This is a genomic window from Streptomyces sp. DvalAA-14 (genome assembly GCF_900091855.1).
Lineage (GTDB): Bacteria > Actinomycetota > Actinomycetes > Streptomycetales > Streptomycetaceae > Actinacidiphila.
The window spans coordinates 1-13,993 of record NZ_FMCH01000590.1; the positions used below are offsets into that span (position 1 = coordinate 1).

Annotated in this window: 4 protein-coding genes and 1 pseudogene; all 5 read right to left on the reverse strand. The window is 67.1% G+C overall.

Annotation, left to right across the window (positions count from 1 at the left end):
• Positions 1–190: pseudogene (locus GA0115240_RS36430) on the reverse strand (WD40 repeat domain-containing protein); the annotation flags it as partial.
• 310 nt (positions 191–500) lie between these two features.
• Positions 501–1,340, reverse strand: a complete 840-nt coding sequence (locus tag GA0115240_RS31780) for an IS630 family transposase (protein WP_256070123.1) — start codon at positions 1,338–1,340, stop codon at positions 501–503.
• Between the two features lie 1,070 nt (positions 1,341–2,410).
• A complete protein-coding gene (locus GA0115240_RS36435; RefSeq protein ID WP_141709038.1) occupies positions 2,411–2,842 on the reverse strand; it encodes a hypothetical protein in 432 nt (143 codons plus the stop codon).
• A gap of 8 nt (positions 2,843–2,850) precedes the next feature.
• The gene (locus GA0115240_RS31790) at positions 2,851–9,888 is read right to left on the reverse strand and encodes a polymorphic toxin-type HINT domain-containing protein (RefSeq protein ID WP_256070124.1); all 7,038 of its coding nucleotides are present in this window, start codon (positions 9,886–9,888) and stop codon (positions 2,851–2,853) included.
• Between the two features lie 142 nt (positions 9,889–10,030).
• The gene (locus GA0115240_RS31795) at positions 10,031–13,732 is read right to left on the reverse strand and encodes a LamG domain-containing protein (protein WP_256070125.1); all 3,702 of its coding nucleotides are present in this window, start codon (positions 13,730–13,732) and stop codon (positions 10,031–10,033) included.
• Between the last annotated feature and the right edge of the window lie 261 nt (positions 13,733–13,993).

A 13,993-nucleotide genomic window follows, 5' to 3' on the forward strand; every position in this document is an offset into this window, starting at 1 on the left:
CGCCGCCGGTGACGGCGACGGGCCGACCGTCCAGCACCACGGCCGCCACCGCCCACACCGCCCTGGTATGGCCGGTAAGGGGGTCGCCGACCGGCTGCCCGCTGGCCAGGGCCCACATCCGCACCGTGCCGTCGCTGCCGCCGGTGACGGCGACGGGCCGACCGTCCAGCACCCCGGCGCCACCGCCCACACCGCGCCCCTGTGGCCGGTGAGGGGGTCGCCGACCAGCTGCCCCGTGACGAGGTCCCAGTCCCACACTGTGCCGTCGCGGCTCCCGGTGACGGCGACGGGCCAACCGTCCAGCACTAAGTGGTCGAGCTCGTAAGTCCTTCGGGGGTTGATCAGGCTGCCAGCGCGACGGAGGATTCTTCCTGTCGGTCGAGTGTGTGTCGGTCGAGCCGGGTCAGCAGATCGTCCAGGTCGGAGGTGGTGAACCTCCACTGGAACGGCTGTGCCGTGGCGTTGTGGCGGTCTTCGAATGCTCGGAGCCGGTCTCGGATCTAGTCGAGGTTCGTGAAGTCGTTGGGTGCCACGACTTTGCGTTGGACGACGGAGAAGAAGATCTCGATCTGGTTGGTCCAGGAGGCGTGGATGGGTGTGTGGACCATGACGGCGTTGGGAAACGCCTTGGTCAGGCGGTCGGCGGCGGCCTGACCGCGATGGGAGGAGCCGTTGTCGACGATCCAGAAGACGCGTTTCGCGCTGGCGTAGGGCTCGATGGTCATGACCTGGGTGACCAGGGCCATGAAGGGCACGATGCCGGTGCTGGGCTCACAGCGACCGAAGATGCGGGCGCGGTGGACGTCGTAGGCGGCCAGATAGGCCAGCGCGCCGCCGCGCCGGTACTTGTGGTTGACCCGCATCGCCCGGGCCTGCCCGGGGGCCAAAGTGGGGTGGCAGCGGCAGCGGGCCTGGACCGAGGTCTTCTCGTCGCTGGAGATGACGTACTCGCCCTCGCCCAGCGGGACGCCTTCGAAGGTGCGGGCGTACAGGTCCTTGATGCGGGCGGCCTTGGGCCGGAAGTCCGGGTCGCGGATGAAGATCCAGGACTGGTACTGCCAGGGCTTGAGCGCGTCCCGGCGCAGCCAGCGGCGCACGGTGGAGGCGGAGATCGAGCCAGCGATGCGGCGGGCGACGACCTCGCGCGCCAGCTCCGGGCACGACCAGCGCGACAGCGGGGTGCCGGTCTCGGCGGGCAACTGGCAGGCCAGCGCCTTGACCTCGGCGACCTGCACCGGGGTGAAGCGCCGCGGACGCCCGCAGCGCCTGCGGTCGGCCAGGGCGTCCAGGCCGCCGTCGGCAAAGCGGTCCCGCCAGGTCCGCACGGTGTCCAGGTGCACTCTGCGGGTGCCGGTAATTCATCCGTCCGGGTCGGAGCCCTACTTCCCAAGCCCGGCCGTCTCCTCTGATCGCGGCAAGGCTTCCGCCCGCATCGGCCATCGATGGCATGACGGTCTGTCCGGCTGCAACGCCTGACCTAACTCACGGCCACCAATACCTCCGCGATCCAGCCCGTGCAGCCGACGAACGGCCGAGTCAAAGACACCGAGATCCATCGCCACCGACAGAAACTACTCGGCCCCGAGATTCCCACAACCGCCGACTCCGGCAGATGACATGGGTCAAGTGATCTCCGCAGTGCGAGCCGCTGACCTGCGGCGATACCGCCAAAGGGCAGCCTCTCACAACCTCTCACATCCGAATCGGACAATCCGGACGCCAAAAGCCTGCCTCCGCTCAGCGGAGACAGGCTTTGACCTGCGAAAACACCGTCGTGACGACAGGATTTGAACCTGCGACCCCTTGACCCCCAGCGTTCGGACAAGGGTCCGACTGGTCCTCACCGGTCCGGGTCATGCAGGTCAGGGCCCACCTCATCCACCCCGCATGACGCCTGGAACCACCTCGTGACGCACGGTCCGTGAGAGGCGCGTGAGAGGCTCACGAATCGGCGGTCAAGCGCAGGCGACACTGCGGGCAGCGTCTCTCGCAGCAGTGCGGCATGACCGGGTAACAGGTGACATCCGGGCATCTCGGCCGAGGCGGTGCCAACCCACTCTCCCTTCCCTTGTCGGTCAATCCGCCGGGTCCGGGGGTGCTCTGGCGGCAGACCTGCCAGGTCCATTCCTCGCGGTTGATGTCCTGGACCCGGACTCCGGAGACTTCGCCGATGCGGGTGGCTGTGCATGCCTCGAAGTGGACCACGTCGCCCCAGCCCGGGTATTCGCCGGCGGACCGTGCGACGAGTGCGGTGGCGAGCCGGTCCAGGGTGTCCCAGTCGGGCAGTGGCAGCACCCGTCCGCCGACGTTGCCGTCAACTACTGCCGTCAGACACCCCGGAAGCCCCATCGGAAACAAATCCGGTGGGGCTTCCGAGGATCGAGAAGGCGGACTTCTGAGACGCTCTCCTTTACGTGCGGAAAGTCACCTTTGAAAATCCATCAAATTCGCCAAAGCCTCGATAGTGATATCGCGGGACTTCCATGACGAGATCAACTCCGCAGAAGTATCGAATACCTGGCGCCTTCCAGTAGATGTAATCTAGATTATCCAGTCCATCCCCTGCTGCACAAATTAGCCCTGGCTGTCCCGGAGAGAAGAGCGCAAGCAAATATGGATACAGAGCCACTCCGCGCTCGGCTGCGGCTGCAGCGAGATTCTTTTCACCCGCCTCGGCGGCATCGATGGTCACGTGCTTGACAGTCCTCCAATCGATGCGAGTGGATGTCCAGGGAAATTCAATGAGTGCCTCATGGAAGGCTGAACAAGCACTTGTTGGAGCTACCGACGCACGCCCAGCGGCCACCCAGTCAACCAAGTGCTCACTGTCGATGTAGTTCATAGCTAGGCTCAGTTCCCCGGGAAGCGATTGATGATCTGCCGGAAGTCACCTTCAGTGGACCCATCCAGGATAACTGCTCCGCCCTTCCATCCAGAATTTCGCTTCGGGCCGCTGGTCCTGTCCCACCAGTTGATGTGAACGCCCTTACCAGAGGCGGGATCCGGATCAAAGTCCATCCGCCACCCACGTAGCCCGTCCGGACTCTGCATTCCCGAGTAGTACTTCCCCTTCAGAGGACCAAGCTCTTGGAGGAACGGGACGGCGTCATCTCCCAGGCCAGCTGATGTACGAGCCGCGTTGCGAGCCTCATTCATGCTCGTGACGTGAACATGCGGTTCGTGAACAACATCGCAATTATGGACCAGGATTGGCGTGGTTCCGGCGAGTACATAGTACGTGTGGAGTTGGTCGACAGTGAGGTTGTACATGTCCGCTTCGCCTGCGACGACTCGGATCGCCATGACGCGTGCGTGGCTGTTGCTTGCGGTCTCGAGGGCGTGGCCAGGGAGCAGTTGACCGGCGGGCACCCAGGTGTGGGTGGTGTCGTCCCAGAAGGGATGCTTGGCGGTGGTGTGCAGGACGCTGTCGTGTCCTGCGGACGTCTCGACGGTGAGGTCGATCAAGTCTTTGTCATGGTTAATGAGCGTTGCGGTGACCGTATGGCCGCCCTGATTCTTTCCCGTTTCAGGGTTTCCCGACTCGACCTTGTCGCCGGGCTGTATCTTGCCGATCGGTTTGGTGGTGCCGTCGGCCAGGAGAACAGGGGTTTTCGGGTTGAAACTCAGCAGGCAGGCCCCGTATTTCGCCGCCAGCTTCGTCAGGTCTTCACTCGCCCCCGCTTCGGCCCCGGGTCCGATCAGTGAAGCGGCAATCCCCATTGCCATTCCGAGTTTATAGGCGGTGGAATCCGGGTCGGCGCCCAGCGCGGAGGGATCATCGAAGGGGAATATGGGCATGCCGGGCGCTATGGAGCCGCCGCTCCCGCCCGGCATTGACTGGGTGATGCCATTAACGCCGTCGACCAGCGCTGCGGCGGCGCTGGGTACGAAACCGATGGTTTCCTTGAGGGCTCCTAGTCCGAAATTCTTGAATCCGCCTGATTTCGCCTTTTTCTTGTACGTTGCCCCGTAGACGACTGCGGGCCCGTAAGTGGGGATGGAGACGACGCTGACGAAGACGTTGTTGTGTTTGGCTTTCTCGTGGACTTCGGTGTACGTCCAGCCGCCACTTTGTGAATCTGTCCAGGTGGCGCCGTGCTGCTGGTTGTACTGGTCATTGTCATAGGCGCTGTCGGCCGCGCCCAAGGGGCGTTGTCCTGTGGGGTCGCTGAGTGTGGCCGGGTTGTTGTCGGCGTAGGTGTAGCCGTTGAGGGATTGTGCGTCGCTCGTTTCGAGGACAGGGTCGACGCTGATGAAGCGGCCGGTGGTGGGATCGTATTCGCGGGCGCCGATGTAGGTCAGGCCGGTGCTGGGGTCGGCGGGGTCTCCGAGGAAGGCTTTGTCGTCGGGCCAGGGGCCGGTGCCGCCGGTGCGGGGCGCGCCGAAGGGCGTGGTGTAGCGCTTGGTGACGGCTTGGGTGGTGGCGTCGAGAGCGAGGCTGCTGGTGCCGTGCTGGTCGCCGGCGAGCCAGGTGAGGTTGCTGGTGCCGCTCTGGTTGCTGCGCAGGGCGATGGTGGCGCCGTTGGCGCTGTAGTAGCGCTGTGCCCAGTACTTGGGGGTGCTTGCGGTGTTGAGGTGGACTTCGGTGTCGCCGAGGTAGAGGACGGTGTCCCCGGTGGTGGTGCGGCGGATGAGGAGGTTGCCGTCGGCATCGTAGACGTGACTGGTGGTGCTCTTGACCGTGCCCGTACTGGTCTTCTCGGTGATGGTGTCGGGTTGGCCCTGGCTGTTCCAGGTGATGCCCTGGGTGTCAGTTCCGTTGGGTCGGGTGGTGGTGTTGCCGGAGGGGTCGTAGACGTACGTGGCGGCTGCACCGGTGCAGGTGGCCGCGGCGGTCAGAACGGTGGTGAGGGCATGCGGGCGCGCGGGGTTGTAGCAGTAGGTGGTGAGGGTGCTGCCGGCGCTCGTGTGATCGGTCTGGGTCTGCCGCAGCCCAGCGTCGTTGTACGTGTACGAGGTCCAGTAGGGACTGGCGCCGCCGAGGTTACTGACAGTGCGCCCGGCTGTGGTGCAGTCCGCAGCTGAGGGGGTCCAGGCTTCAGTCAGACGCTGGTAGCCGTCGTAGGCGAAACACTGGTTGTCGGCCTTGCCGGTGGAGCCGAGGGTGGTGGGGTCGAAGATGCTGGTGACGTTGCCGGCCGTGTCGTAGCCGTAGTTGAGTGCCTGGTCTTGGTAAGGGTGGGTCTGGTCGGTGACCACCGACTGGGTGAGGCGGTTGGTGCCCTCTTCGTAGGTGTTGGTGATGTAGGCCTTGGGGATGCCTGCCGCGGAAGAGGTGCCGAGGGTGAGCTGCTGGGGCTGGCCGAGGTTGGTGTAGGCGGCGGCCAGCAGGTAGCTGCTGGTCCCCTGGACGTCGGTGTCCAGCCCGAGGGCGTTGTGGTGGGTGGTGACGTGCTCTGAGGGCAGGCCGCCGGCGGCCGGGCTGTCGATGAACTGCTGGGTGCCGTCCGGGTTGTAGTAGGTGGAAGTGACCAGTTTCGCGGCGACGGCGCCTGAGGTGACCAGGGGGTCCGTGGCCGGCAGGTCCAGTTCGGTGGTGGTCGCCCTGCCCATAGAGTCGTAGGCGGTGGCCTTCTGGGTGTAGGCCGAGCCTGTCGTGCCGCTGCCGCCTACGTAGCTGGTGGACGAGGCGATCTGCCCCTTGAGCACGGTGTCGTAGGTCCAGTGGCCGAGCTTGTTCGCGTCGGCTTGGGCGGTCTGCCACAGATCGGTCTGACGCCCGAGGCTGTCGTAGCCGTGCAGCAGTTTCTTGCCGCCTGCGTCGGTGGTCGAATCGATCTGGTCCAGGGTGGTGTAGCCGGTCTTTGTCGTCCCGCTGTCCGGGTCCGTCGCTGAGACCTGGCGGCCGAACAGGTCGTAGGTGTAAGACCAGGCGGCGTCGGGTCCGGTGACAGTGTTCGGCTTGCTGTCGCGGGTGTAGGTGAATCTGGTGGAGGTGTAGGGGGTGCCGACTCCCGCGCCGTATGCGCTGTCGGAGGGGTCGGTTCCGGCGTATTCGCGCTGTTCGGTGGTACGGCCGAGAACGTCGGTAATGGTGCGGGTGGCGCTGCCGCCAGCCGGGGCGCTGGTGGCGGTGGAGTCGCCGGTGTAGCTGGTGGTGGTGTTCCAGTTCTGTATGCCGTAGATGGAGAAAGCAGTAATGGTGGGGCGGCCGGCGCCGTCGAAGGTGGTGTCGGTCTGCTTGGGTGCCCGTCCGGACTCCGCCCGGACGTAGGTGCCCGACGGGGCGGTGGTGTCAAAGATGTCGGCGAAGGTCTCGTCGGCCAGGCCGCGGCTGTCGTAGCGGGTGTCGGTCAGCAGCCGGCCGCCGTTGGGCGTGGGTGACTGGGTCTGCAGCGGTCGCAGCAGCGAGTCGTAGATCGCATAGCTGGTGTTGTACTGGGTGCCTCCCACGAGCGAGGAGGTCGACGTCCATGACGGTGCGCTGCTGCTGGCGTGGTACGCGTACGTGTAATTCGCGCCGGCGCCGTCCGGGCGGGACTGGTTTGGCAGCCAGATGGCGGTGGGCCGGCCCAGCGCGTCGTAGGCCGTCTCGGTGACCTTGTTGTTGACGTCGTTGGCCTTGACGGTGCTGCCGCGGCCGAAGTCCTTGTAGGTGAAAGTGTTCTGGGCAATCGGGTTGGTGACCTGCACTCGGGTCACGGGGCCCGCACCGGCCGGGAGGTACGCCGTTTTTGTGATGTTTCCGGCCGCGTCCGCCGCTGACAGCACACGGCCCAGCTTCACGGTGGCGTCGTCGTAGGTGGTCTTGCTCAGGGTCTGCCAGGAGGTGGGGTTGCGTTCCCCGCCGGCGGCGGTCGCCGGGTAGGCCGAGGCGCGTCCGGTCCAGGTCGCTTCGCCCAGGGTCGGCGTCTGGCTCGCGGTCCACGCGGTGGCGGTGGTGTCGTCGTAGACGATGGCGCTGTCGGACAGCAGATCCCCGCGGGGCGCGGTGACCGACGCCGGCAGGGTCAGGTCGGTTTCCGCGGTGGAGCAGACATGGCCGGTGGTGCGGGTGCGGGAGACCAGTGCGGTGATGCCCAGGGTGGTGTTGCGGGCGTACCAGGTGCGGGTGCAGGTCTCGTCACCATCGAGTCCGAGTTGGCCGGAGTCGTTGACCTGGGTGGGCATGCCGAAGCTGTCGTAGGTGGTGTTGACGCTGTGGGTGCGCCAGGTCCCGGACGCGGTCAGGTACGTGGACGTCTGCGTCTTGGCAGTGCGGACGTAGTACGCGTCGATGTTGGCGTAGGACTTCTGCTGGGAGGCGGTCTTGCTCGAGAACGGGTCGGTGACAGTGACGCCGATCGGCGTGGCGCCGTTGTAGGTGATCTGCTCGCGGGTGAACCCGGCGTACTGGTCGCTGTCGGTCACCGCCGGCACCGTCAGTCCGGTGACGCCGATGCCGGCGGCGGATACCGATCGGGTGGTGCCGTCCTTCTGCTTGTCGCCGTTCATGCCCTGCAGGTACAGGGTTGTCGTCTTGGACTGCGTGCCGGCCCCGGAGCCGGTGGTGGCGGTGACGGTGCGGTAACCGCGCCAGAGTGACCAGGTGCGTTCCTTGGCCGGGGTGAACGGGTCGTCGCTGTAGTGCCAGGCCGGCCCGGTGTAGGAGTAGGCAGTCTCCATGGTGTCGGTGTGGCCAGTGGGGTCGGAGGTGACCACATCCAGCACCCGGTACTTGTGGAACCAGTCCAGCGTCGCCTCGGTCGCGCCGTTGACGTGCCAGTACACCGGATAGCACGACGCGGTGTCGTTGTCCTCGGCCGCGGGCATGCCGGTCCCGCGCACACACTCCGGGTTGGACAAAGTCACCATCGTGATGGCGCCCGTCTCGGAGGTGACCGATGCGATGCGCGGCCGGTTCAGCGGCAGGACGTCGTCAGTCGGGGCATCGACCCGGTCGGGCCGCATCTGGTACGTGAACGCCACCGGGTCCTCGGCGATGGTGCCGCCGTTCTCCCCGGTGTGCTGGATGCTGCTGAGCACCAGGGTCTGATCGGTGCTGTTGCCGATGTCCCCCGGGTCGAGGTAATCCTGTTTGAACGTCCAGGCGTCCACCGCGGCGTAGGCAGCCGGACTCGCCGCAGCATTCCAGGCGAATGTCTCGGTCTTCGTCAGGCGTTTGCGGGTGAAGAACGACGGGCCCGTGGCGGAGCACGTCGCACCGCTCGCGCAGATCGAGTCGAACGGGACGTCGGGCCAGTTCGGCGCGGTGGTCTTGGTCAGCGAGGAGCAGTCCGCGGCGGTGCACCGCTCGCTGTACGTGAACTGGACCTTGTCGGAGGCCGTGCCGCTGAACAGCGTGTCGGAACGCTGCCCGTACAGGATGTGGTCGAGGTAGCCGCCGCGGGTGTAAGTGGCGGTGGCAGTGGTGGCGCCGTCCTTGGCGTAGGAGTTCGTCTCGGGCGTGTACCAGTACGACGCCGCGTTCTGGTGCAGGTCCACGACGTAGTCAAGGTTCCACCGCCAGGCCTGCGTGACCGCCCGGCCCGAGAATGTGCTGCCGTTTGTGTAGCCGGGTTCCCCGGAGTTGTTGCCGAACACCGGTACGGTCCACACCGAGTTGGTGCGCTGGGTGTCCGCGCCGGCCAGTTTGTTCAGGCCGAACACGTACTGGGTACCGTCGCCGGTGGTGACGGTCCAGTATTCGCCGTCGTCGTCTCCGTTGGCGGCGCCGGTGGAGTGGGTGACGGTGGACGCGTCGTCGTTCTTCAGCCGCCACGTGCCGGTCGTGTCGTCCTTGACCAGCTCGGTGGACTGGCCGTTCAGGACCAGCGAGGCGTTGTCGTACTTCCAGCACAGGTCGTTCTTGCCGGTCTCGCCGTCGTCGTCGCAGGTCGCGAACGACCGCTCGACGTAGGACGACGTGGTCAGGTCGAAGCCCTCACCGGCCTGGCTGCCCTGGTTGTTGGTCGACGCGGTGCGCCCGTCGATGCTGCCCGAGTCGTAGGACAGGGACAGGTCCGGGGCGGGGCCGGCTGCGGCCGGCGGGGTCGCCATCGGATAGGACCAGGTGAAGGAACCCGAGGAGCCGCCTGCCGCCCAGGTCGAGGATGAAGCCAGGGGCGAGGCAGAATAGTTACCGGCCCCCGAGGAGGCCTCGCCCGAAGCCGCGGCCACCGCCAGCACCGTGGCCGAATCAGCGGCGCGGGCCGCCGAGGCGGCCTGGTGCAGGCTGATGTCGGCGCTCACCGTCTGCCGGGCGGTGTCGTTGCTGGACTTCAGCGGCGTCTGGGTGCGGCACTCGGGCTGGCCCGGGGTGGTCAGCGCGCAGCCGGGCAGTTCGACCAGATGCAGCCGGCCGGACCAGCCGCCTCCGTAGGCGGAGGCGAACTTCCCGTAGTTCACGCTCACTCGGGCCGAACCAGTGCTGTCCGCGGCCGCGGTCAGCAGCACGCCGTCCACGCCGGCTGCCTGGGCCTGGTGCTGGTCCGCGACATGCAGCCGCAGGTGTCCGGACGCCGAGTGCGTGCCGGTGTGGGTGACGGCTACCGGCAGGCCGCCGGCTGTCAGGTGCAGCGTGCCGCCGGCAGGGATGGCACCGGTGGCATCCGCCCTGGCGGGCCAGGTGGCCTTCTGCTCGGAGCGGGCGGTTGTGGCCTGCGCGGTGTTGGCTGCCGCCAGGTCGGCGACGTGCTTGCGTTCGGCTGCCGCGCCGAGGCCGGTGACCTTGTCAACCCGGTCAGCCTGGGCCTTGGGCAGGGCCGGCCTGCCAAGGCCATGGCCACCGGCTGCGAGAGCAGGGGTTGCGGCAACGCCCGTCGGCACGGCGACGGCCAGGCACAGCAGGGCGGCGACGACGGCAGAGTTTCTGCGCCTGCGTGGGCGGCTGCCGGCGTTCTTCCGGGGGAGCAGGATTCCACGGACAAAGGTGTCCGTGATCCACCTGCTTCCCGTAGGGGGTCTCACGACTGGTCCTCCCAGTGATCAATTGGGCATGGGTGTGTTCGTACGCGGGCCCGCGGCTGTCACCGGCCACAGGGCGCGCACGAGAAAGTGGAGTTCGGTTCCGGGCACCCGCCGGGCATGTGCCCGGCGGGTGCCCTGTGCCCTAGTCGTCGAGAGAGCCGACTTGTTGGGCGTTCATCGCCCCGGCCCACAGCCGGATGTCGGTGATCTTGCCGGGCACGTAGTGCCCCCAGTCGGCCTCACCAGCGCGCTGTGCCTCGCTGACCGTGAACGACCCCGTCCCCGGATCGGCTGAGTAGGGGAGGTGGGTGGTATCGACGGCGTTTTCGGTCCCGCCCACGTACAAGTGGACGGTGTCGGACGGTGCGTCGTAGGTGCCGGTCAGTCGCACCGGGCTGCCCAGGTCCGCCAACTCGTCCGATTTGACGCCGGTGAAGCTGTCGTCGGCGTTGAGCCGGCCGAACCACCAGTAGCCGTGCGGGACGGTCAGGTCGGGACCGCCGTCGGGGTCCGGCTCGGTCTCGACGCTGGTGAGCTGGTACCAGACCCCCCATGATGAGCCGCCGCTGCTGCGCTGACCGATCAGCTGCGCGGTGTAGCCGGCCGGCTTCTTCGCCAGCGCGGCGCTGTCGAGGTCGGCCAGGGTGGTAGCGGTGAACGAAGCGGTGCCGTCCACCACCGGGCCCGGAGTGGAGGCCGCTCCGCTGGTGCCGTTAAGGACGAGTGCCTGCCCATCCAGGGACGCCCCGCCGGTCAAGGACAGGGAACGGGCGTAGCCGGAGGTGGTGTCGGCCAGGGTGGTGCCGCTGGCCCCGTCCGGGTTCCAGTCCGCAACCATCTCCACAGCGGGCGTGTCGGCGGCGTCGTTCATGGCGTCGTCGGTGGCGATCTCGTCATCGGTCAGGGGCCGCTGCCAGATGGCGGTCTCGTCCACCCGGCCCTGCCAGTAGTCGGTGTAGGTGCCGGGGGTGGTGGTCTGGCGGCGTCCGAACTGCAGTGCGCCGTCGGAAGCACCCGCCAGTGCGGTGGTGGACAGGGCCACCGGGCCGCCCTGAGCCTTGCCGTTGACGTACAAGGTGATGGTCTGGTCATCCCTGTCGTAGACGCCGGTCAGGTGGGTCCATGCCTTCAGCGGCACCGGTGCGCTTCCGTTGGCACCCAGCTGGTGGAGGGTGCCGTTTTCCTTCCAGCTCCACAGGAACACCCACCGCTGGATGCCCGGGGAGTAGTAGAGGGAGAAGCCCGACCCGTCGCTGGACGTCTGGGACACGGCCGTGCGATACACGGAGTTCTCGGTGAGGTAGGCCCACGTTGAGACAGTGAACGACGACTGTGTGTTCACCGCCGACTGCGTGGTGGCCGCATAACCGGCCTGGTTTGCCGTGTTGGTGGTGTCGTTCAGCCACAGTGACTGGTCGGCGCTGCCCCGGCGGGCGAACGTGGACCAGCCGGCTCCCGCGGTGAACAGGGTCGCGTTGTGGCGGGCTCCCTCGGTGGCGGTGTCCGTCGCGGTCGTCGTGGCAGATCCGGCGACGCCGTCATCGAAATGCCACAACCCGACCGGGCCCTGGCCCTCCTTGACACTGAACAAGAACGGCTGCGACGCGCCCCAGCCGGCGCCGTCCTCGGCCCGAACCATCAGCTGCTGGGTTCCGGCCAGCCGCGGAGTGACCGTCACATGCACCGTGGCACCGTTGACCGGCTTCGACCAGGCGGGGGACGAGGACAGCTTGTACTCGTAGGCGATGTTCGTGGTGTCCCCGGATGCCGGGGCGAAACTGAACGCGGCGCCGGTCCCGGGGCCTCCGGCAGCGGCACACGCATTCGCCAGGCACTCCGAATACGGGGCGGCGACCGTCACCTTGGGTGCCTTCGGCGCAGTGCTGTCGACGCGGAAGTAACACCATCCCACCGTGGCCACGTTGCTGTGCGACTCGACGAAACTCGCGCCGTCGTTGTAGTAGGAGCGGGTGAAGGCCGCCAGGCGGTAGTTGCCGCCATCTGTCAGTGTGCCCGGGTAGGGATCGGTCTCCGTCGCGCCGACTTTGGTGATGTAACCGCTCATCGGGCGGACCGCCGAGGCGATCTCCGACCAGGTGCTGTCGGGGTTCTTGTGCTGGACGTCGAAGCGGATCCGCAAGTTCACCTCGGATCCTCCGCCGGGTGCCATCGCGGTCTTCGCGGTCAGCGATGGGGTCGTGTCCCCGATGACCTGCGGGTCGGCCGCGTTGGTCTCGCAGCTGACGCCGCTGCCGGCAGGGACCCCGATACCGGTCGGCGCCGCGGGCAGGCCCACATAGGTCACCGACAGGGACGCATCGTTCCGGAACCTCTTCCAGTCGCTGGTCGCCGATTCGTCCCGCGCCTTGATCAGCAGCGTCAACCGGTCGAAACTCCCCGCCGCGAAGTCCGCCACCTGCTGCGTCAGCCGGGAGTCGTGGAACTCGATCGGTGCGGCCGGCTGCGAGGGGCTGCACGCCGACCCGCGGCCCGCCGACACGTCCCTGCTCGCCACCGTGCCCAGGTTGTTCGGCCGTCCCGCCCACGTCGTGGACGAGGTGATGTTGCTGGTGCGCTCCAGGTCCAGCCAGGCCGCATTGCACGTGAACGACCAGGACTCGGTGTCGCGGAACGTAGCGTCCAGTACCTTCTTGCCCGCAAGGTTGCTGGGCGAGAACTGGTAATAGATCCGCTCGGTGTAGTCCGTTCCGCAGTAGACACCGTCGTAGTTCGAGCAGTGGCCCACGCCCTTGCCCTCGTTGTTGCTGCCATTGTCGAACTCGAAGTCGGTGACCCCGTCCGACCGCATCTGGGTACGGGCGGTCTGGCTCAGCCCGACAGACGGGTCGATGTAGATCGGGAAGGCGCTGCTGTCCGGGTTCGCCAGCAGCCCCGCATCCGGCACCACCGCCAGGGAGTCCTCGTCAACCTGCACGGGGAGCACCTTGGAGACATCGCCGTCCCCGGGACCGGCCGCCGGATCGTCCGCCCCGCCCGCGGACGGCGCCGGCAAGCCACCCGCCGCGTCGACTGCAGGGTCCGTGCCCGGGCTAGCGGGGGAAAGGCTCCGGTTGCCAGCGGTCGCTCCCGCGCTCTTCGAGGCAGTCGAACTTCCCCGCTGCCCCACCGGGTCGTCGCCCTGGGAGTCCCACATCACCGCCGCGGGCGCGGAGAACACCGCGCGCCCATCGGCATCGACCGCCGTCATCCCGCCGCCGCCGGACGGCGCGACCGTCAGACCGTCCGCGCTCAGCGCGAACTCGATCCGGCGCAGGCCCGGATCGGCCGCGGCCTGCGGTGTCTTGACCACGAGCAGTTCGCTGAACCCCTCCGTCGAGGCGGTCAGGCGCAGGTCGACTCCGTCGAAAATGTTCGGGTAGGTGGCACTCGCGCCGTCCAGCACCGGCTTCGGCAAGCTGCCCGGCCAGCCCAGGGACAACGACTTGCCGCCACGGGAGATACTCACCAGCCCCGAGCCGGCGCCCCCGCCTGAGAACGCCAGGCCCGCCACCGCCGCCTTCGGCCCGACACTCCCGTCCGAGCGCACCTCAAGCGTCGGATCCGGCGCCGCCCATGAACCGTCCGCCCGCTGCACCCGCACCGGAACCGCCGACTGGTCCAACGTGAACGACATACCGTCCGGCTCCGCGTACGTCGTGGAGTACTCGGTGCGCTCACCGACGACCTCGACACGCTCACCGGTCGCAGCAGCCCGCGCAGCCGCGCTCTGCTCCTGCGTCAGCGTCTTCGCCGCAGCACCGGCGGAATCCGCCAGCGCGACCGGCCCACCCCCCGCCACCGCCGGAAGCGCCCCCAGCATCACCGCGGATACCGCAGTGACCACCACCCCACGCACGCCGCGCCCCCGCGCACGACGACGCACCCCAGCCCATCCCATAAATCCCCACAACCGTAGGCCGCTTCAAGCGATCCATTGAAGATCGCCAACAGAAATTAAAGGGGTGGACATGTTCGAATCAAGTCAGTGGATCATGAAACCTTCGCCCGAACGCGACAAATCCAGCAGATGCCACTGTGATCAAACACACGATTCATTCGGGCAAATCTACATAATTCATATAAATATTATGTATTCTCAATAGTT

What these genes read in the sequence shown, in the direction of transcription:
- GA0115240_RS36435 (WP_141709038.1), bottom strand. Translation starts at nt 2,842, where the DNA reads ATGAACTACATCGACAGTGAGCACTTGGTTGACTGGGTGGCCGCTGGG.